The organism is Kribbella sp. NPDC048915 (assembly GCF_040649595.1).
In the GTDB taxonomy this organism is placed as follows: domain Bacteria; phylum Actinomycetota; class Actinomycetes; order Propionibacteriales; family Kribbellaceae; genus Kribbella.
Genome location: NZ_JBEZFT010000029.1, coordinates 57,334 through 76,973, shown reverse-complemented (window position 1 = coordinate 76,973; position 19,640 = coordinate 57,334). Strand labels below are relative to the sequence as shown.

Below are 19,640 nucleotides of genomic sequence, written 5' to 3'. Positions count from 1 at the left end.
GGCACCGCGCCACCGCGCTACCGCCGCACCGCCACGCCACCGCGCCGCGCCACCGCGCTACCGCCGCACCGCCACGCCACCGCGCCGCGGCGCCGCGGCACCGCGCCACCGCCGCACCGCCACGCCACCGCGCCGCGGCACCGCGCCACCGCCGCACCGCCACGCCACCCGCACCCCCGCACGCCCTCATGGCCTCAGCTGTCGCTCACCCCGAGAGCCATCAATCACCACACCTCCGGCAGACCCCGTCGTTGCTGTCGTGCTCGTCGTACCGGCCGGGGCTCACGCGCTTCGTCGCGGTCGACCGGGGTCGCGTGAGGTCAGCCGTGCAGACGGCGGGTCAGGGCTTTGGCGGCTTGGCGGATTTTGTGGGCGAGGTGGGGGCGTTCGGAGGTGGGGACTGCGTCGGTGCGGAAGGTGACGCTGATGGCGGCGACCGGGTGGCCGGCGTGGTCGAGGGCGGCGCTGGCGACGGAGGCGACGCCGGGGGTGATGAAGGAGTCCTCCATCGCGTATCCCTGCCGCTTCTCCTCGGCGAGCAGGCGGCGTAGTTGGGTCAGGGTCTGCGGTCCGTGCGAGGTCCGTCGTACGAAGGACTCCGGCGTCGGGAACAGCGCGCGTACCTGAGCCGGCGGCAGCTCCGCCAGCAGTGCGCGCCCGGACGCGGTGAGGGTGGCGGGCAGCCGTACGCCGACGTCCGTCACGAGAGGTACCGGCCGGGGTGGCTGTTCCTTCAGCAGGTAGACCAGCTCACGCCCGTGCAGTACGCCGAGGTGTGCCGTGTACCCGACCTCGTGCACGAGTTGCACGAGCAACGGCCGCGCCAGCCGCTCCAGCGGGTCGTGCCGCAGGTAGGCGGACCCGATCTCGAAGGCCGCGACGCCGAGCCCGTACCGCTTCTCCTCGGGGAGATGGACGACGAAGCCCTCACCGATCATTGCCCGGAGCAAGTGGTACGTCGACGAGCGCGGCAGCCCGACCGCGGACGCGATGCGCTCCATCGGTACCGGCCCCGGCTGCGTGGCCAGGAACGTCAGCACCCGCAGCGTGCGGGTCGAGGCGGGAACGTTGCCGCTCACAACGGCAGCGTAACCTCACACGTGCGACGAGTCCCGCTTCTTCGCCCGGGTCCGGCGCAACCAGTACCGCAGGCCCTCGCCGACGACGGCCACCGCGAACAGTCCGCCGGCGACGGCCCAGTCCATGAACGCCGATCCCGAGACCAGGTAGCCGACGACGAGCGACAGCATCAGGAAGAACGTGAGCGACTTCGCCAGCCGCTTCACAGCGTCTTCTCCGCGGTCCACGCGCCGGCGGCCTCCCGGTAGCCGAGCCACCGGTTGACCGCGAGCATCGGCTCGTTCGCCGCATCGTTCCCGGTCGATGCGACCGTGAACCCGGCGTCCCGTGCCCGGGCGAGCGCCACAGACTTCACCACCTTCGCCAGCCCGCGGCCACGCGCCGACGGGATCGTGCCGGTCAGATTCGACCAGATCAGTTTGCGGTCCGGGTCCGCGGTCGTGGTCACGAACGACAGCACCCGGTCACCGTCGACGACGGCGACGCTCAGGTCGCGCCGGCCGTCCGGGTTCGCCCACACGACGCGAACCCATTCCTCGTACGCCGGTCCGCCCGACAGCCCACTCGGGTCGTCGTCGCGGACCTGGATCTCGGCGTCGAACACTTGCCGCGGGTCGAGGTCGTCGTACGTCGCGACGCGCAGCCCGTCGGGTGGTTGAAGCGCTTCACGCGGCGTGCTCAGGTCCGCGCGCGCATGCGTCATCCGGCGCTGCGAGGTGAACCCCTGCTTGGCGGCGAACGCCTTGGCCTCGTCGGTGTCGGCGACCGCCGTGAGCAGCCGGCCGGCGCCGAGCTCCACGGCCCGCGTGACGATCGTGCCGGTCAGTGCGCTGCCGATGCCGTGGCGGCGCTGCTCCGGCGGTACCTGGATCGTGATCCGGATCCGGGGCGCCTCGGCGTCCGGCGGCGGCAGGTAGAGGTTCGCGTACCCGACGACCTCCGGACCGTCGGCGGCGACCAGCATTTCGCGGCTGTGGCCTTCGGTCAGTTCGACCTCGACCGCCCGCGCGGTCTTCACCAGGTGCGGCATGGTCGAGGACCAGACCCGCGCGATCCCGGCCGCGTCCCCTGGGCGCGCCGTCCGGATCTCGAACACCATGGCAGAACCCTACGGCCGCGAAGGGTCGCCGAGGTTGTCTCAGATCCGAGACGGAAAGTCCGGCGCTGCTGCTGCCGGCGGGCGGTCCGGCGCGGTGCAATGATCGGGTGGAACACACAGTGAATGTCGGGACCGGACCGCTGACCCCGGACGAGGTGGTCGCGGTCGCGCGGTACGGCGCCCAGGTACGGATCGACGACCAGGCGCTCGAGGAGATCGCGAAGTCACGCGCCGCGATTGAAGCGCTTGCCCACGCGGACACCCCGCACTACGGGGTCTCGACCGGCTTCGGTGCACTCGCCACCCGGCACATCGCCCCGGAACTGCGCGCCCAGTTGCAGCGCAGCTTGATTCGCTCGCACGCCGCCGGTTCCGGGCCCGAGGTGGAGACCGAGGTCGTGCGGGCGCTGGCGCTGCTGCGGCTGTCGACGCTCGCCACCGGCCGCACCGGCGTGAAGGTTGAGACAGCCCAGGCGTACGCGGGTCTGCTCAACGCGTACCTGACCCCGGTGGTCCACGAGTACGGGAGCCTCGGCTGCTCGGGCGACCTGGCGCCGCTGTCCCATGTCGCGCTCGCGATCATGGGCGAAGGCCAGGTCCGCGACGCCGATGGGAACCTCCGGGACGCCGCTGAAGCGCTTCAAGCTCACGGCCTGCAGCCCGTCGTGCTGGCCGAGAAGGAAGGTCTCGCGCTGATCAACGGGACCGACGGCATGCTCGGCATGCTGGTCCTCGCGCTCGCCGATCTCGACCGCCTGTTCAGGACCGCCGACCTCGCCGCGGCGATGAGTGTCGAGGCGCAGCTCGGCACCGACCGCGTGTTCGCCGAGGACCTTCAGGCGCTTCGCCCGCATCCGGGTCAGGCCGCGTCGGCGGCCAACCTGCGGGCGATCCTCAAGGACAGTGCGATCGTCGCGAGTCACCGCGGTCCGGACTGCAACCGGGTGCAGGACGCCTACTCACTGCGGTGTTCGCCGCAGGTCCACGGCGCCGCCCGCGACACCGCCGCGCACGCTGCGTCCGTGGCCGGTCGCGAGCTGGCGGCCGCGATCGACAATCCCGTCGTCCTCCCGGACGGTCGCGTGGAGTCGAACGGGAACTTCCACGGCGCTCCGGTCGGCTACGTCCTGGACTTCCTGGCGATCGCCGTCGCCGACCTCGCCTCGATCAGCGAACGCCGCACCGACCGCTTCCTCGACGTCGCCCGCAACCACGGGCTGAACGCGTTCCTCGCCGACGATCCGGGCGTGGACAGCGGCCACATGATCGCGCAGTACACGCAGGCCGCGATCGTCTCCGAATTGAAGCGCTTAGCGGCACCGGCGAGCGTCGACTCGATCCCGAGCAGCGCGATGCAGGAGGACCACGTCGCGATGGGCTGGTCGGCCGCACGCAAGCTGCGCCGGGCGATCGACGGTCTGCAGCGGGTACTGGCGATCGAGATCCTCACGGCCGCGCGGGCCCTCGACCTGCGCGCCCCGCTCACGCCGGCCCCGGCCACCGCCGCGGTCCGGACCGCCCTGCGGGCGCAGGTCGAGGGGCCTGCCACCGACCGTTTCCTCGCGCCCGAGATCGAACACTCCGTCCGGCTTGTTGCCAACGGCACCTATATCACCGCCGCCGAGGCCGTCACCGGCCCGCTCTCCTAGAAGTACAGAAAGGCTGGATCACCCATGTCCGGACCACGTCCTGTCCGCGCACCCCGCGGCACCACCCTGACCGCCCGTGGCTGGCAGCAGGAGGCCGCGCTGCGGATGCTCCAGAACAACCTCGACCCCGAGGTCGCCGAGCACCCCGACGAACTGGTCGTGTACGGCGGATCCGGCAAGGCCGCCCGGGACTGGAACTCGTTCGACGCGATGGTGCGCACCCTGACCACGCTCAAGGATGACGAGACGATGCTCGTGCAGTCGGGCCGACCGGTCGGCGTGCTGCAGACGCACGAGTGGGCGCCGCGGGTCCTGATCGCGAACTCGAACCTGGTCGGCGACTGGGCCACCTGGGAGGAGTTCCGCAAGCTCGAGGCGATGGGCCTGACGATGTACGGCCAGATGACGGCCGGCTCGTGGATCTACATCGGCACGCAGGGGATCCTGCAAGGCACGTACGAGACGTTCGGCGCGGTCGCCGAGAAGAAGTTCGGCGGCTCGCTGGCCGGAACCGTCACGCTGACCGCGGGGCTCGGCGGGATGGGCGGCGCGCAGCCGCTCGCGGTCACCATGAACGACGGCGTCGCGATCTGCATCGACGTCGACGCGTCGCGCATCCAGCGCCGGATCGAGCACCGCTACCTCGACGTCCAGGCATCCTCGGTCGATGAAGCGCTTCAATTGGCCGAAGAAGCCAAGGCGGCGCGCAAACCGTTGTCGATCGGCGTTCTGGGCAACGCGGCCATGCTGGTACCGGACCTGCTCCGCCGCGGCGCGCCCATCGACGTGGTCACCGACCAGACCTCGGCGCACGACCCGCTGATGTACCTGCCGATCGGCATCGACTTCGAGGACTGGGCGACCGCACGCGAGAAGGACCCGGCCGGGTTCACCCAGCGAGCGCAGGAGTCGATGGCGCGGCACGTCGAGGCGATGGTCGGCTTCCAGGACGCCGGCGCCGAGGTGTTCGACTACGGCAACTCGATCCGCGACGAGGCCCGCAAGGCCGGGTATGCGCGCGCGTTCGAGTTCCCCGGCTTCGTCCCGGCGTACATCCGGCCGCTGTTCTGCGAGGGCAAGGGCCCGTTCCGGTGGGCGGCGCTGTCCGGCAACCCGGCCGACATCGCGCGCACCGACCGGGCCGTCCTCGAACTGTTCCCGGACAACGAGCACCTGCGGCGCTGGATCACGATGGCCGGCGAGCGGGTCGCGTTCCAGGGCCTCCCGGCCCGGATCTGCTGGCTCGGACAGGGCGAGCGGGACAAGGCCGGCCTGAAGTTCAACGAACTGGTCACCGCCGGTGAGCTGGAGGCGCCGATCGTGATCGGTCGCGACCACCTGGACACCGGCAGCGTCGCGTCGCCGTACCGGGAGACCGAAGGCATGCTCGACGGCTCGGACGCGATCGCGGACTGGCCGTTGCTCAACGCCATGGTCAACGTGGCCAGCGGCGCCTCCTGGGTGTCGATCCACCACGGCGGCGGCGTCGGTATCGGCCGGTCCGTCCACGCCGGACAGGTATCGGTTGCCGACGGCACCGACCTGGCCCGGCAGAAGCTGGAGCGGGTGCTCACCAACGACCCGGCGACAGGCGTGATCCGCCACGTCGACGCGGGCTACGACAAGGCCGACGAGGTGGCGGCGGACAAGGGCGTCAGGGTTCCGATGCGGGAATCCTGACGCCCGAAAGACTCCGGACAACCCGGCGACCCGAGGAGACCGGCGGAACGAGCGGCCGAAGTCACAGCCCGCGACGACGAGAATCTGTAGTGCTACGGTGCACTTTCTCACGGAGCGGGACAGCGCGTGATCGCGTGGCATCGGTTGCCCGTTCCGCTAGGGTCGATTGGGCTGTTGGGGATCTCGTGCCGGGGATCTCGCGGACGAGGAGCGCGAAGGGGCGCCATGATCGAGTTCGAGGACGTCACCAAGCGGTATCCGGACGGCACCGTCGCCGTCGACACACTGTCCCTGCGGATCCCGAACAACCAGATCACCGTGTTCGTCGGCCCGTCCGGCTGCGGGAAGACCACCTCGTTGCGGATGATCAACCGCACCATCGAGCGGACCAGCGGAACGATCTCGATCGACGGCGAGGACATCAACGGCAAGGACCCGGTGGCACTGCGCCGCGGGATCGGGTATGTGATCCAGAACGCCGGCCTGTTCCCGCACAAGACCGTCGTCGACAACGTCGGCACCGTGCCGAAACTGCTCGGCTGGGACAAGCACAAGGCGCACAGCACCGCGATGGAGCTGCTCGAGCGCGTCGGCCTGGACCTCAAGCTGGCCAAGCGGTACCCGGCGCAACTGTCCGGGGGCCAGCAGCAACGAGTCGGCGTCGCGCGTGCGCTGGCAGCCGATCCGGCGATCATGCTGATGGACGAGCCGTTCAGCGCCGTCGACCCGATCGTGCGCAACCAGCTCCAGGAGGAGCTGCTCCGCCTGCAGCGTGACATCGGCAAGACGATCGTCTTCGTCACCCACGACATCGACGAGGCGATCAAGCTCGGCGACACGATCGCGGTGATGCGGGTCGGCGGCAAGCTCGCGCAGTTCTCCCCGCCGGCCGAGCTGCTCGCCGAGCCCGCGGACGACTTCGTCCGTGACTTCGTCGGCCGCGACCGCGGTTACCGGGCGCTGACATTTGTTCATCCCGAACAGTTGCCGGTCGCCCCGTTGCCGGATGAGCTCGCGCTGCAGGACGGCGTACCGATCGGCTGGCGCAACGGCGCGGCCGAACTGCTGCCGCTCGGCGCGGTGTTCGCCCGCGGCGACTCGTTGCGCGCGGCCCTCGACGCCGTCCTCACCTCACCGACCGGCCGCGGTGTCTGCGTCGACGAGAACGGCAAGGCCATCGGCGTCATCGACCAGGCCACCGTCGCAGAGGCCCTACGGTCATGACGGTGTTGAATGCCGCGCTCCGCAGTCCGGACCGGGAGGCCCTATGACGTGGATAGGAGACAACCTCGGGCTGATCGGGGAGCAGTTGCGGGAGCACTTGTACCTGGCGATCGTGCCGGTGGTGCTCGGGCTGCTCATCTCGGTGCCGCTCGGGTACGTCGCGACGCGTTACTCCTGGCTCGCGAACCCGCTGATCGCGTTCGGCGGCATCCTCTACTCGCTGCCGTCGATCGCGTTGTTCATCGTGCTGCCGGCGATCCTCGGGACCAAGGTGCTGTCCACGGTCAACATCATCGTCGCGCTGACCATCTACACGGTGTCCCTGCTGATCCGTAACGTGATCGACGGACTCCGCTCCGTACCACCGGACGTCCGGCAGTCCGCGGTCGCCGTCGGGTACGGGTCGCTGCACCGTCTCGTCGCGATCGACCTGCCGATCGCCGTACCGGTCATCTTCACCGGCCTCCGCGTCGTCACCGTCGCCAACATCTCGATGGTCAGCGTCGGCGCGGTGATCGGCATCGGCGGCCTGGGGGAGCTGTTCACCCTCGGCTTCCAGAAGGACTTCCTGACCCCTGTCGTGGTCGGAGTGGTGCTGTCCTTGGCGCTGGCTCTGCTCGCCGATCTCATCCTGGTCACCCTGCAACGCGTGCTGACGCCGTGGGCTCGCGTGACCAGGCCCGTCGCGGAGGTGGCGTGACATGTGGGAGTACCTGACCGATCCCTTCAACTGGTCCGGCAACGAAGGCATCTGGGCCCGGATCCTCGAACACCTCTGGTACACGTTCGCTGCGCTCGGCCTGTCGACGCTGATCGGGTTGCCGATCGGCCTGCGGATCGGTCACACCCGGCGCGGCGCGTTCCTCGCCATCAACGCCGGCAACGCGGCCCGCGCGCTGCCGAGCCTCGGCCTGCTGATGTTGGCGGTGCTGCTGACCGACCAGATCGGCTTCCTGCCGGTGCTGATCGCGCTGGTCGCGTTGGGCGTCCCGCCGATCCTCGCCTCGACGTACGCCGGGATCTCGGGTGTCGATCCGGCCACGATCGACGCCGCGCGGGGGATGGGAATGACCGGGCGCGAGATCCTGACGAAGGTGGAGATCCCGATCGCGATGCCGTTGATCATCTCCGGTGTCCGCAGCGCGACCCTGCAGATCGTGTCGACCGCGACGATCGCGGCGCTGGTGTCGCTCGGTGGCCTCGGCCGGTACGTGATCGACGGGCTGAAGCTGCGCGACTTCCCGCAGATGTTCACCGGCGCGCTGCTGGTGGCGCTGCTGGCGCTGCTGCTCGACGCACTGTTCGCGCTGATCGGCCGGATCACGGTGTCACCCGGCCTGAAACTCGGATGAACTGTCCGACCGACCTGATGAACTTGAGCTACATCCATCGGCACCGGCCGATGGCTGAACGAGAACACTGGAGGCTCTCGTGTTGAGATCCACACTCATCCGTACTGCGATCGCCGGGCTGGCGGTGCTCGGCCTGGCCGGCTGTGGGGGTGGGGGCGACCAGCTCGGCGACGGCGACGCGGGCTCCTCGCCCGCGCCGTCGAAGGTGAGCAGCATCACCGTCGGGTCCGCCGACTTCTCCGAGAGCCAACTGCTGGCGGAGATCTACGGCCAGGCCCTCGCCGGCAAGGGCATCGAGGTGAAGAAGAAGCCGAACATCGGCAACCGCGAGACCTACATGGCCGCGATCAAGGACGGGTCCGTCGACCTGGTGCCGGAGTACACCGGCGCCGCGCTGGCGTACTTCGACAAGAACTCCACCGAGACCGACCCGGACAAGACGTACGACGCGCTCAAGGCGGCGCTGCCGTCCGGGCTCGAGGTGCTGGACAAGTCGCCGGCCACCGACGAGGACACGATCGTCGTCACCAAGGCCACCGCGGACAAGTACAGCCTGAAGTCGCTCGGTGACCTCAAGGACAAGAACCTGGTCGCCGGCGGCAGCTCGGAGTTCAAGGTCCGGTCCGCGGGTCTGAAGGGCCTCAAGGAGAAGTACGGCGTCGAGTTCAAGGAGTACAAGACGCTGGACGCGGGCGGCCCGCTGAGCATCAAGGCGCTGCTGGACAACCAGATCCAGGTGACGAACCTGTTCACCACCCAGTCCGTGATCAAGGACGAGGGCCTGGTGCAGCTCGACGACCCGGAGAACATCCTGCCGCCGAACAACATCGTTCCGTTGATCCGGACCGACCACAAGTCCGACGACGTGGTGTCGACGCTGAACGCCGTCGACGCCAAGCTCACCACCGACACGCTGACCGAGCTGGTCAAGCGGATCGACGTCGGCAAGGAGAGCGCGGAGGCGGTCGCCAAGGACTGGCTGTCGAAGAACCCGCTGGCCTGAGCCTTGAGTTTCGAATCCCTGTGGGCCGACGAGTCCGCCATCGGCCGTGACCCCGGCACCGGCGGCTACACCCGCGGCGGCTGGACGCCCGCCGAACGCGAGGCGACGCACTGGTTCCTGGACCAGTGCGCCGCTCGCGGGCTCACCGTCGAACGCGACGGCATCGGCAACCTGATCGCGTGGTGGGGTGCCGGTGCCGGCCCGGGCGTGGTGACCGGCAGCCATCTGGACTCGGTGATCGACGGCGGGGCGTTCGACGGGCCGCTGGGGGTGGTGTCGGCGCTCGCGGCTGTGGACAAGTTGCGGGCGGAGGGGTTCGAGCCGGCGGTGCCGATCGGTATCGGCGCCTTTGTCGAAGAAGAAGGATCCCGGTTCGGGATGCCCTGCCTGGGCTCCCGGATCGCGGCCGGCGTGCTGCCTGCCTCGAAAGCACTCGCGCTGACCGATCGCGACGGTGTGTCACTGGCTGAGGCCCTCGCCGGCGCGGGCATCGACCCCGCCGGCGTCGGGCCGTCACCGCTGCTCGCGCGGATGGGGACGTTCGTCGAGTTGCACGTGGAGCAGGGGCGAGGGCTGACCGCACCGGTCGGCGTGGCCAGCTCGATCTGGCCGCACGGACGGTACCGGTTCACCTTCGCCGGTGAGGCGAACCACGCGGGGACGACGTTGATGGAGGACCGTCGCGACCCGATGCTGACCTACGCGATGACCGCACTGGCCGCGAACAAGCAGGCCCGGTTGGCGGGCGCCCGGGCGACGTTCGGCCGGGTGGCGGTGGAGCCCAACGGCACCAACGCCGTACCGTCGCAGGTCACCGCATGGCTCGATGCCCGGGCCGCCGACACCGCGACGCTCGAATCGTTGCTGGCGGCAATCACCAAGCAGGCGACCGAGCGGGCGGAGCGGGACGGTACGACGCTCGAGGTCACGCCGGAGTCCGTGTCGCCGATCGTCGACTTCCCCCCGGGGCTGCGGGACCGGTTGGTGAACGTGCTGAACGGCGCGCCGGTGCTGCCGACCGGTGCCGGTCACGACGCGGGCGTGTTCGCGGACGCGGGGATCCCGACCGCGATGCTGTTCGTTCGCAATCCCACGGGCGTTTCGCATTCGCCGGCGGAGTACGCGGAGCTGGACGATTGTCTGGCCGGCGTCGACGCGCTGGCCGCCGTACTGAAGGATCTCGCCGCATGACGTCGTACTGGTGCTCGACCGCTCTGCTGCCGACCGGCCTCGCGTCGCGCGTCTTGGTGACCGTGACGGGCGGCCGGTTCACGGCGGTGGAGACGGGTGTGGATCCGGGCGACGCCCACGTGCTCTCCGGCTTGGTGATCCCCGGCCTCGCGAACTGTCACAGCCACGCGTTCCATCGCGCGCTGCGCGGGCGGACGCAGACCGAGCGCGGCACGTTCTGGACCTGGCGCGACCAGATGTATGCCGTCGCCGCCGCGCTCACGCCCGATACCTACTACGACCTCGCTCGCGCGGTGTACGGCGAGATGCTGCTGGCCGGCGTGACCGCTGTCGGTGAGTTCCACTACCTGCACCACGCTGCGGGTGGGCGGGCCTATGCCGACCCGAATGCGATGGGTACAGCGCTGATCGCGGCCGCCCGTGACGTGGGCATCCGGATCACGCTGCTCGACACCTGTTACGTCGCCGGTGGCATCGACCAGCCGCTCAACGAGGTCCAGCAACGCTTCAGCGACGGCGATGCGACCGCGTGGGCCGCGCGGGTGGCCGCACTCAAAGGTGGCGACGACGTGGTGATCGGGGCGGCAGCGCACTCGGTGCGCGGCGTACCGCAGGAGCAACTCGGTGCGGTCGCGGCGGCGTTCCCCGACGTACCGCTGCACATCCACCTGTCCGAGCAGGTCGCCGAGAACGCGGCCTGCCTCGAGGCGTACGGACGGACGCCGGCACAGATCCTCGACGAGACCGGGTTCCTCAGCGGGCGGACCAGTGCGGTGCACGCGACGCATCTGACACCGGTCGACATCGGGTTGCTCGGCAGCGCGGCGACGTACTCCTGCTTCTGCCCGACCACCGAACGCGATCTGGCCGACGGGATCGGTCCGTCGGTGGCCCTGCGCGACGCGGGTTCGCCGTTGACGCTCGGCTCCGACAGCCATGCCGTGATCGATCTGTTCGAGGAGATGCGCGCGGTCGAGCTGAACGAGCGACTGGCCGCACAGGAGCGCGGTCATTGGTCGGCGGCCGAGTTGGTGAGGGCGGCGACTGTCGACGGACATCGTTCGCTCGGCTTCCCGGATGCCGGCGCGATCGCCGTGGGTGCGCGTGCCGACCTGGTCGCGGTGCGGTCGGACAGCGTCCGGACGGCGGGCACCGGGGGTTCGCTCGAGACCGCAGTCTTCGCGGCGTCGGCCTCCGACGTAACCGATGTGGTGGTCGGCGGCGAGCATCTGGTTGCTGATGGCAAGCATGTTCGGCTGGACGTCGGCGCCGCGTTGGCGTCCTCGATCGCGGCGGTGACCGGATGACCTCGGTGCTGCTGACCAACATCGGGTCCTTGGTGACGAACGATCCCGCGCACGGCGGCCCGCTCGGCGAGATCCAGGACGCGGCGATCGTTCTCGACGGCGGCACGGTGGCGTGGACCGGTCGGCGTCAGGATGCGCCGGCCGCGGATTCCGCGCTCGATCTCGGTGGGCGGGCGGTGATCCCGGGATTTGTCGACTCGCACTCGCATCTGGTGTTCGCGGGTGATCGCGCCGAGGAGTTCGCGGCCCGGATGACCGGTACGCCGTACTCCGCCGGTGGGATCCGCACCACGGTCGCCGCGACCCGGGCGGCCACCGACGAACAGCTGACCGCCAACGTCGCCCGGCTGGTCACCGAGATGCGGCGGCAGGGCACGACGACGGTCGAGATCAAGTCCGGGTACGGGTTGAGCGTCGCCGACGAGGCGCGGGCGGTGCGGATCGCGCGGCAGTTCACCGAGGAGACGACGTACCTCGGCGCCCACGTCGTACCGGCCGAGTACGCGGACGATCCTGCCGGGTACGTGCAGCTGGTGACCGGGGCGATGCTCGACGCCGCCGCGAAGGACGCCAGGTGGGTTGACGTCTTTGTCGAGCGTGGCGCCTTTGATGCCGACCAGGGGCGGGCGATTCTCCAGGCCGGGATCGCGCGCGGGTTGCAGGCGCGGGTCCACGCGAATCAGCTCGGCGAGGGGCCCGGGGCGCAGCTCGCGGCCGAGGTCGGCGCTGCCGCGGCCGATCACTGCACCCACCTCACCGATGCGGACGTCGACGCTCTCGCCGCGAGCGGTGTCGTCGCCGGTTTGCTGCCCGCGATCGAGTTCTCGACGAGGTCGCCGTACCCCGATGCCCGCCGCCTCCTCGACGCGGGCGTCACGATTGCGTTGGCGACCGACTGCAACCCCGGCTCGGGCTACTCGTCGTCGATGCCGTTCTGCATCGCGCTGGCGGTCCGCGAGATGCACATGACCCCGGCCGAAGCCCTCTGGTCCGCGACCGCCGGCGGTGCCGCCTCCCTCCGCCGCACGGACATCGGCCACCTGACTCCCGGCGCCCGCGCCGACCTGGCCGTCCTCGACGCCCCTTCCTACCTCCACCTCGCCTACCGCCCCGGCGTGCCGCTGGTGACGCAGACGTTCATCGCCGGCCGGACTGTGGTTTAGGCGGACCGCCACCACTCACTAACCTCGCTTCGCCTGCGCGGCCCACGCTCAGTTCCAGCGTCAGGCGGCCTGCAGGAGGCGGTTGGTGAGTGGTGGGAGTCCGGCGGCGCGTTCGATGGTGGCGATCACCCAGTCCGGGTCGTACATGATGTCCTCCCAGCTGAAGCGGAGCACTCGCCAGCCGCGGATGGTGAGGTTCGCTTGGCGGCGACAGTCCTTGACCAAGGCGCGCCGGGTGCCGTGAAAGGCGAATCCGTCGGCCTCGAGTCCGAGGAGGAGCCGGGGATGACCGAGGTCGAGGCGCGCGGAGAACTCCCCGTCCCGCACCTGCAGCTGCGGTACGAAACCCTCGATGCCGCGCGCGATGAGCAGGTAACGCAGCACGGACTCCAGCACGGACTCCGCGCGAGCGTCCGCGAAGGCGACAAGCTGCTGGATCCTCCGTCGATGCGGTCCTTTGAGGCGGTTCGCCGCGTCCAGCAGCAGGTCGTGGTCGACGCGTCCCGACCGCAGGGCCGAGTCCGCGATCGCGAGCCCTTCGGCGGGTGGCGCGATGCGAAGGCAGTCCAGGACGGTCCGCAACGGGGTCGTGACGTCGTCGAGGGCAGGCGCATCCGCCCAATGCAGGACACACGGCAGTCCGGCGCGGCGCCGGGCTCGGCCGGGTGGGAGGGTGACGTGCGGCAGGTCGGGCGGGTTCAGCACCCCGAAGCCCCAGTGCTGGGCGGCGCTGAGATGCGATACGACGCCACCCTGGCTCCGTGCCGCGATCAGCGCCGGCGGCGCGGCCGGCAGCGAGTAGACCCCCTTCGCCACCCTGTTGATCACCCCCGCCGCGAGCGCGGTGCGGATCGCGCGTGCGGACACGACCGCGCGCAATTCCGCGAACGTCGCGGACCCGCCGCGCCTGCCGATCACCTCAACGACATCTGCCATGCCTCGATGATGGCGATTTCGCGCGGATCGGGTCGGGCGTCATCCACAGGCGGACCTCCACCACTCAGTAAGCAGGCCGGCCGCGCGGTCCGCACGCTCAGACTTAGGCGCCCGGGCCGAGTTTCGGCACCTTGGTGGGTGGTGGGCGTCCGCAAACCACATGCACCAACCGCGCATTACCGGGACCATGGGACGTATGGACACCAAGAGGCGGCTTCGGGCGGCGTTTTCGTGGCGCACGGATCGGGGCGTGTGAAGTAGTTACGCGGACCTCACCGGGTGGTGGCGGGACGCCGAGTTGTTGCGTGCCGTTGGGCCCGCGCTCGCGGAGCTGTATGCGGATGCTGCGCCGACGGTGGTGCTGGGGCCGGTGTCGCGGGGGTCGCTGGTCGGGGCGTTGACGGCGGCTGCGCTCGGCGTCGGGTTCGTCGAGATGCGGAAGGCTTCCGGGTCGTCGATCGACAGCGATCGGTGGGTGCGGCGGACGTCGGCACCTGATTATCAGGACCGGCACGTCGTGTTCGGGTTCCGGCGGGAGCTGATCCGGGCCGGTGACCGGGTGCTGATGGTCGACGACTGGATCGACACCGGCGCAACGGCGCGGACGGCCCGGGCGTTGGTCGCGGACTGCGGAGCGGCCTGGGTCGGTGCCGCGTGCATCGTCGACGGCCTGACCGACCCACGCCTACGTCACGATCTCCCGGTCCGCTCCCTGCTCAACATCCACCAGCTCTGATCGCGAGCTACGTCAGTTCCTTGGTGAGGAGTGCTGAGGTGGTGCCGTCGAGGAGGTCTTGGCGGTCGACCTCGACGTACCCGCGGGCCGTATGGAAAGCCAGGGCCGTGCTGTCCACGGGTACGGCCGCGACTACGCGGTCGAACGGCTCGGCGGCCCGTTCGATCGCGCGGTAGACCTTCGAGGCGATCCCGGTCCGGCGGTGTTCGGGCGCGACCACGATCCGCTCGACGAGCAGGAACCGGTCGGCGTACTTACGGGCGAAGGTCTCGAACGCCAGGCCGTCGTACGCCGATCCCGGGGTGAAGGTGAGCACGAACCCGGCCGGTGTACCGTCCAGGTCGACCACCACGGCATGGGCGGCGATCAGCCGCAGCCAGTCCAGGCGGTCCAGGGTCAGGGGCTCGACGACACCCTCGGCGGTGGCGTTCAGCGCGAGGATCGCGGCGTCGTCGGCGGCGGTCATCGGGCGAAGCTTCACGCTGGCCAGGCCTACCACGGTAAACGCTTGCCAAGCGAGGGGTGACCCTGGCCGCACCCTGGCCGGGCCCCCGAAATCGGGGGGTGCCCTTGGGAATGAGCCGGTCGTCGTGCAATGTTGAGTCCAGTGAACTCAAGTTTGTTCAGTCACGGATTTGAAGCCGAGGCGGACGAACGGCACCATTGAGTCTGCATCACTCAACTCTGTGGAGGTAACAGCATGGCCCGCGCGGTCGGTATCGATCTCGGTACGACGAACTCCGTCATCGCCGTACTGGAAGGTGGCGAGCCCACCGTCATCCCCAACGCCGAGGGAGCGCGTACGACGCCCTCGGTGGTGGCCTTCGCCAAGAACGGCGAGGTCCTGGTCGGCGAGGTGGCGAAGCGCCAGGCCACCACGAACGTCGACCGCACCATCCGCTCGGTCAAGCGCCACATGGGCGAGGACTGGAGCGTGGACATCGACGGCAAGAAGTTCACCCCGCAGCAGATCAGCGCGTTCGTGCTGCAGAAGCTGAAGCGGGACGCCGAGGCGTACCTCGGGGAGCAGGTCACCGACGCGGTCATCACCGTGCCGGCCTACTTCTCCGACGCGCAGCGCCAGGCGACCAAGGAGGCCGGCGAGATCGCCGGCCTGAAGGTGCACCGGATCGTCAACGAGCCGACCGCGGCCGCGCTGGCCTACGGCCTGGACAAGGGCGCCGAGCAGACCATTCTGGTCTTCGACCTCGGCGGCGGTACGTTCGACGTCTCGCTGCTGGAGATCGGCGACGGTGTCTTCGAGGTGAAGGCGACCAGCGGTGACAACCACCTCGGTGGTGACGACTGGGACAACCGGATCGTCCAGTGGCTGGTGACCCAGTTCAAGAACAAGAACGGCACCGACCTGTCCGGCGACAAGATGGCGATGCAGCGCCTCACCGAGGCCGCCGAGAAGGCGAAGATCGAGCTGTCCAGCGCCGCTGAGACCACGATCCACCTGCCGTACCTGAGCCTGACCGAGTCGGGCCCGCTGCACCTGGAGGAGAAGCTCTCCCGGGCCGAGTTCCAGAAGATGACCAACGACCTGCTCGAGCGCGCCCGCGCGCCGTTCAAGGCGGTCATCAAGGACGCCGGTATCGACGTGTCGAAGATCGACCACGTGATCCTGGTCGGCGGTTCGACCCGGATGCCCGCGGTGGCCGACCTGGTCAAGGAGCTGACCGGCGGCAAGGACCCGAACAAGGGCGTGAACCCCGACGAGGTCGTCGCGGTCGGCGCCTCCCTGCAGGCCGGTGTGCTGAAGGGTGAGGTCAAGGACGTCCTGCTGCTCGACGTGACCCCGCTGAGCCTGGGGATCGAGACCAAGGGTGGCGTGTTCACCAAGATCATCGAGCGCAACACCACGATCCCGACCAAGGGTTCGGAGATCTTCACCACGGCCGAGGACAACCAGCCGTCGGTGATGATCCAGGTCTACCAGGGTGAGCGCGAGATGGCCCGCGACAACAAGTCGCTCGGCAACTTCGAGCTGACCGGCCTGCCGCCGGCGCCGCGGAACGTGCCGCAGATCGAGGTCACCTTCGACATCGACGCGAACGGCATCGTGCACGTGAACGCCAAGGACCTGGCCACCGGCAAGGAGCAGCGGATGACCGTCACCGGCGGGTCCGCGCTGCCGAAGGAGGACATCGAGAAGATGGTCCGCGACGCCGAGCAGTACGCCGAGGAGGACCGCAAGCGCCGCGAGGCCGTGGAGCAGCGCAACCAGGCCGAGGGTCTGCTCTACCAGACTGAGAAGTTCCTGTCGGAGAACGAGGACAAGGTCCCGGACGACGTCAAGACCGAGGTCAAGGACGGCATCGCCGAGCTGAAGAAGGCGCTCGAGGGTGACGACGCCGACGCGGTCAAGGCGGCGTCGGAGAAGCTCGCGCAGTCCAGCCAGAAGATGGGTGCCGCGATGTACGCGAACGCCCAGCAGGCCGCCGGCGGCACGACCGACGACGGTGCGACCGCCGGTGACACGACCAGCAGCGAGGACGACGTCGTCGACGCCGAGATCGTGGACGAGGACCGGCCGCAGGACAAGACGGAGGACAAGTGACGGATCGACCGACTGGTAGCGAGTTCGGTGACGGCGAGCCCGTCATCCGCGACAAGCGCCGGATCGACCCGGAAACCGGCAAGCTGCGGGAGCCTGCGGACCAGTCCGCGGCGCCCGCGGCGGGCACTCCCGACAGCACGGGGGGCGCTCCGGTGAGCGCCCCGCCGGGCACTCACGCGGGCGGTCAGCAGGGCGGTCCGGGCGGTGGTCCGAGCGGCCAGCCGCCGCGGGACCCGTCCGATCTGATCGGCCCGTCGGCCCAGGAGGCACTGCTCACCGAGGCGCTTGCGGAGCGTACGGCGGACCTGCAGCGACTGCAGGCCGAGTACGTGAACTACAAGCGCCGGGTGGACCGCGAGCGGGAAGCCGCCCGCGAGGTCGTGATCGGCAGCGTGCTGACCGAGCTGCTCGGGATCCTGGACGACATCGGCCGGGCCCGGGAAGCCGGCGAGCTCGAGGGTGCGTTCAAGGCCGTCGCGGAGTCGCTCGAGCGGGTCACCGAGAAGCTCGGCCTGGTGAAGTTCGGTGAGGTCGGCGACCCGTTCGACCCGCGGATCCACGAGGCCCTGCTGCACAACTACTCCGACGAGGTCGACGGACCGACCGCGACGATGATCATGCAGCCGGGTTACCGGCACGGTGATCGGATCCTGCGGGCGGCCCGGGTGGCGGTGTCGGAGCCCACGGAACAACTGCCGGCCGACGCCGAGAAGGCCGACGTACCGGTGGAGAACACAGATGACGACAAGGCCGCGGACAACTCCGCGGAGTAATCGCCGACGCGACGGGAGGGGAGGCGCCCGATGAGTACGAAGGACTGGATCGAGAAGGACTTCTACAAGGTCCTCGGCGTCTCCAAGACCGCCGAAGCCGACGAGATCAAGAAGGCCTACCGCAAGCTGGCCCGGCAGTACCATCCGGACTCCAATCCGGGGGACAGCAAGGCGGAGGCCAAGTTCAAGGAGGTCTCCGAGGCGTACGACGTCGTCGGCGACCCGAAGAAGCGCAAGGAGTACGACGAGGCGCGCCGGCTGTTCGGCAGCGGTGGCTTCCGGATGCCCGGCGGCGGCGGTCAGGGTGGCTTCGACTTCAACGTCGGCGACCTGTTCAACCGCGGCGGTCAGGGCGCCGGCGGCGGTCTCGGCGACATCCTCGGCGGCATGTTCGGCGGTGGTGGCCGGACCACGACCAGCACCACCGCCCGTCCGCGGCGCGGCCAGGACATCGAGACCGAGGCGACGATCGAGTTCGCCGAGGCCGTGAACGGTGTCACGGTCGGGCTGCGGATGACCAGCGACGCACCGTGCCCGACCTGCCGAGGAACCGGCGCGAAGTACGGCACGGTGCCGAAGGTCTGCCTGAAGTGCGAAGGCACCGGAATGCAGACGTCGGTGCAGGGCGGCGTGTTCGCGATGACCGAGCCGTGCACCGAGTGCAAGGGGCGCGGCCTGGTCGTCGACCAGCCGTGCGAGACCTGCCACGGCTCCGGCCGTGGCCAGTCCAGCAAGACCATGCAGGTCCGCATTCCGGCGGGTGTGCAGGACGGTCAGCGGATCCGGCTCAAGGGCAAGGGCGCGGCCGGTGAACGAGGTGGCCCCGCGGGCGACCTCTACGTCACTGTGCACGTCAAGCCGCACCGGATCTTCGGCCGTCAGGGCGAACACCTGACGCTGAACGTCCCGGTGAGTTTCACCGAGGCGGCGCTGGGTGCGGAGATCAAGGTCCCGACCCTGGACGGTATGCCCGTCACGGTCCGGATCCCGGCCGGTACGGCGAACGGCAGCAAGCTGCGCGTCCGTGGCAAGGGTTCGGTCCGCCGGGACGGGACCAAGGGCGACCTGCTGCTCACCATCGAGGTGCAGGTGCCGCACGAACTGACCGAGGAGCAGCGCGAGAAGCTCCGCGAGTTCAGTTCCGCGTCCGACCAGCCGGATCTGCGGGCCGGGTTGTTCGGGAGTTCATGATGGGTGTTCCGTTCAATCAGGTGCCGACCTGGGACGACCGTACGCCGATCTACGTGATCTCGGTGGCGGCCCAGCTGGCCGGCATGCATCCGCAGACGTTGCGCCAGTACGACCGGCTCGGCCTCGTGGTGCCGAGCCGGGCGTCCGGCCGTGGCCGGCGGTACTCGGCGTACGACGTGGCGAAGCTGCGGTACGTGCAGCACCTCAGCCAGGAAGAGGGCGTCAACCTGGCGGGTATTCGGCACATTCTCGCGCTACAGTCCGAAGTGGAGGACCTGCGGCAGCGGGTCAACCAGCTCCTGGCAGAGGTCCAGCGCGGTGTCGGCGTCTCGCGACGCCCCGCCGCGAGTCGGGTCTTCTCCGCGGGTCCAGCCGGCGACGTGATCGCCATGGGCCGGCAGCAGACCACGACCCGGTGGATCCGCACCCAGCCTCTGGAACTCGGCTCTCGCTGATCCCCCACCCCATAGCTGCCGGAGGCGTTCCGAAACCCACCCCTCGGAGCCCCCGGCTGGGGCGGAGGTCGTCGTTCCCCCACGACACTCCGCCAGGTCGTTGGTGCGCTGTCCCCCCCGGCGCCCATCGGCCCCCCGCAGGGTGGTCCGTTCCAGGACCGCCCTGCGGCTCGCGCTTCGGCCGCTCGCCCGGGTCGCGAGGCTGTCGCCGGTTTCCGCGGCCGCCTACGCTGGCAGG

Annotated in this window: 19 protein-coding genes; 14 read left to right on the top strand and 5 right to left on the bottom strand. The window is 69.7% G+C overall.

What is annotated here, in order from left to right:
- Positions 1–320: 320 nt before the first annotated feature.
- The 3 genes from AB0B82_RS17450 to AB0B82_RS17440 are packed head-to-tail and all read right to left on the bottom strand — an operon-like array spanning position 321 to position 2,179.
- Positions 321–1,079, bottom strand: coding sequence for an IclR family transcriptional regulator (locus AB0B82_RS17450; protein ID WP_360168755.1), 759 nt, complete (start codon positions 1,077–1,079; stop codon positions 321–323).
- Between the two features lie 15 nt (positions 1,080–1,094).
- The gene (locus tag AB0B82_RS17445; protein WP_360168752.1) at positions 1,095–1,286 is read right to left on the bottom strand and encodes a hypothetical protein; all 192 of its coding nucleotides are present in this window, start codon (positions 1,284–1,286) and stop codon (positions 1,095–1,097) included.
- Entirely contained in the window at positions 1,283–2,179 is an 897-nt protein-coding gene (locus AB0B82_RS17440) for a GNAT family N-acetyltransferase (protein ID WP_360168749.1), read from the bottom strand. The genes AB0B82_RS17445 and AB0B82_RS17440 overlap by 4 nt, the downstream gene beginning before the upstream one ends.
- A 107-nt stretch (positions 2,180–2,286) precedes the next feature.
- On the opposite strand from AB0B82_RS17440, the gene hutH reads away from it, so the two are divergent.
- The 9 genes from hutH to hutI all read left to right on the top strand — a co-directional run bounded on the left by hutH (position 2,287) and on the right by hutI (position 12,748).
- Positions 2,287–3,828 carry a histidine ammonia-lyase gene (gene hutH / locus AB0B82_RS17435; protein WP_360168746.1) on the top strand — a complete coding sequence of 514 codons (1,542 nt, stop codon included), beginning with the start codon at positions 2,287–2,289 and terminating at the stop codon, positions 3,826–3,828.
- 24 nt (positions 3,829–3,852) lie between these two features.
- A complete protein-coding gene (hutU, locus tag AB0B82_RS17430) occupies positions 3,853–5,508 on the top strand; it encodes a urocanate hydratase (RefSeq protein ID WP_360168744.1) in 1,656 nt (551 codons plus the stop codon).
- 225 nt (positions 5,509–5,733) lie between these two features.
- On the top strand, positions 5,734–6,732 hold the full coding sequence (locus AB0B82_RS17425) for an ABC transporter ATP-binding protein (RefSeq protein WP_360168741.1): 999 nt from the start codon (positions 5,734–5,736) through the stop codon (positions 6,730–6,732).
- A 43-nt stretch (positions 6,733–6,775) separates the two neighbouring features.
- Positions 6,776–7,432 carry an ABC transporter permease gene (locus tag AB0B82_RS17420; RefSeq protein WP_360168738.1) on the top strand — a complete coding sequence of 219 codons (657 nt, stop codon included), beginning with the start codon at positions 6,776–6,778 and terminating at the stop codon, positions 7,430–7,432.
- Between the two features lies 1 nt (position 7,433).
- Entirely contained in the window at positions 7,434–8,084 is a 651-nt protein-coding gene (locus tag AB0B82_RS17415) for an ABC transporter permease (protein ID WP_360168735.1), read from the top strand.
- Between the two features lie 79 nt (positions 8,085–8,163).
- Complete coding sequence (locus AB0B82_RS17410) at positions 8,164–9,087, top strand: ABC transporter substrate-binding protein (protein WP_360168732.1); 924 nt, start codon at positions 8,164–8,166, stop codon at positions 9,085–9,087.
- Between the two features lie 3 nt (positions 9,088–9,090).
- The gene (locus AB0B82_RS17405; RefSeq protein ID WP_360168729.1) at positions 9,091–10,278 is read left to right on the top strand and encodes an allantoate amidohydrolase; all 1,188 of its coding nucleotides are present in this window, start codon (positions 9,091–9,093) and stop codon (positions 10,276–10,278) included.
- Complete coding sequence (locus AB0B82_RS17400; RefSeq protein ID WP_360168726.1) at positions 10,275–11,585, top strand: formimidoylglutamate deiminase; 1,311 nt, start codon at positions 10,275–10,277, stop codon at positions 11,583–11,585. Before AB0B82_RS17405 ends, AB0B82_RS17400 begins: the two co-directional genes overlap by 4 nt.
- Positions 11,582–12,748, top strand: coding sequence for an imidazolonepropionase (gene hutI / locus AB0B82_RS17395; protein WP_360168723.1), 1,167 nt, complete (start codon positions 11,582–11,584; stop codon positions 12,746–12,748). Before AB0B82_RS17400 ends, hutI begins: the two co-directional genes overlap by 4 nt.
- Before the next feature lie 60 nt (positions 12,749–12,808).
- On the opposite strand, the gene AB0B82_RS17390 is transcribed toward hutI, so the two are convergent.
- Positions 12,809–13,684, bottom strand: coding sequence for a DUF559 domain-containing protein (locus tag AB0B82_RS17390; protein WP_360168720.1), 876 nt, complete (start codon positions 13,682–13,684; stop codon positions 12,809–12,811).
- A gap of 298 nt (positions 13,685–13,982) precedes the next feature.
- Here AB0B82_RS17390 and AB0B82_RS17385 point away from each other — a divergent pair, with 298 nt between their 5' ends.
- Positions 13,983–14,420, top strand: a complete 438-nt coding sequence (locus AB0B82_RS17385) for a phosphoribosyltransferase family protein (RefSeq protein WP_360168717.1) — start codon at positions 13,983–13,985, stop codon at positions 14,418–14,420.
- A 7-nt stretch (positions 14,421–14,427) separates the two neighbouring features.
- On the opposite strand, the gene AB0B82_RS17380 is transcribed toward AB0B82_RS17385, so the two are convergent.
- The gene (locus AB0B82_RS17380; protein ID WP_360168714.1) at positions 14,428–14,886 is read right to left on the bottom strand and encodes a GNAT family N-acetyltransferase; all 459 of its coding nucleotides are present in this window, start codon (positions 14,884–14,886) and stop codon (positions 14,428–14,430) included.
- Between the two features lie 234 nt (positions 14,887–15,120).
- Between AB0B82_RS17380 and dnaK the strand changes: the two genes are divergently transcribed.
- The 4 genes from dnaK to AB0B82_RS17360 are packed head-to-tail and all read left to right on the top strand — an operon-like array spanning position 15,121 to position 19,402.
- Complete coding sequence (gene dnaK / locus AB0B82_RS17375) at positions 15,121–16,983, top strand: molecular chaperone DnaK (RefSeq protein ID WP_360168711.1); 1,863 nt, start codon at positions 15,121–15,123, stop codon at positions 16,981–16,983.
- Positions 16,980–17,756: a nucleotide exchange factor GrpE gene (gene grpE, locus AB0B82_RS17370; RefSeq protein WP_360168708.1), complete on the top strand. Its 777-nt coding sequence runs from the start codon at positions 16,980–16,982 to the stop codon at positions 17,754–17,756. Before dnaK ends, grpE begins: the two co-directional genes overlap by 4 nt.
- A gap of 30 nt (positions 17,757–17,786) precedes the next feature.
- Positions 17,787–18,947, top strand: a complete 1,161-nt coding sequence (gene dnaJ, locus AB0B82_RS17365) for a molecular chaperone DnaJ (protein ID WP_360168705.1) — start codon at positions 17,787–17,789, stop codon at positions 18,945–18,947.
- Entirely contained in the window at positions 18,947–19,402 is a 456-nt protein-coding gene (locus AB0B82_RS17360; protein ID WP_360168702.1) for a helix-turn-helix transcriptional regulator, read from the top strand. The genes dnaJ and AB0B82_RS17360 overlap by 1 nt, the downstream gene beginning before the upstream one ends.
- The last annotated feature ends 238 nt before the right edge of the window (positions 19,403–19,640 follow it).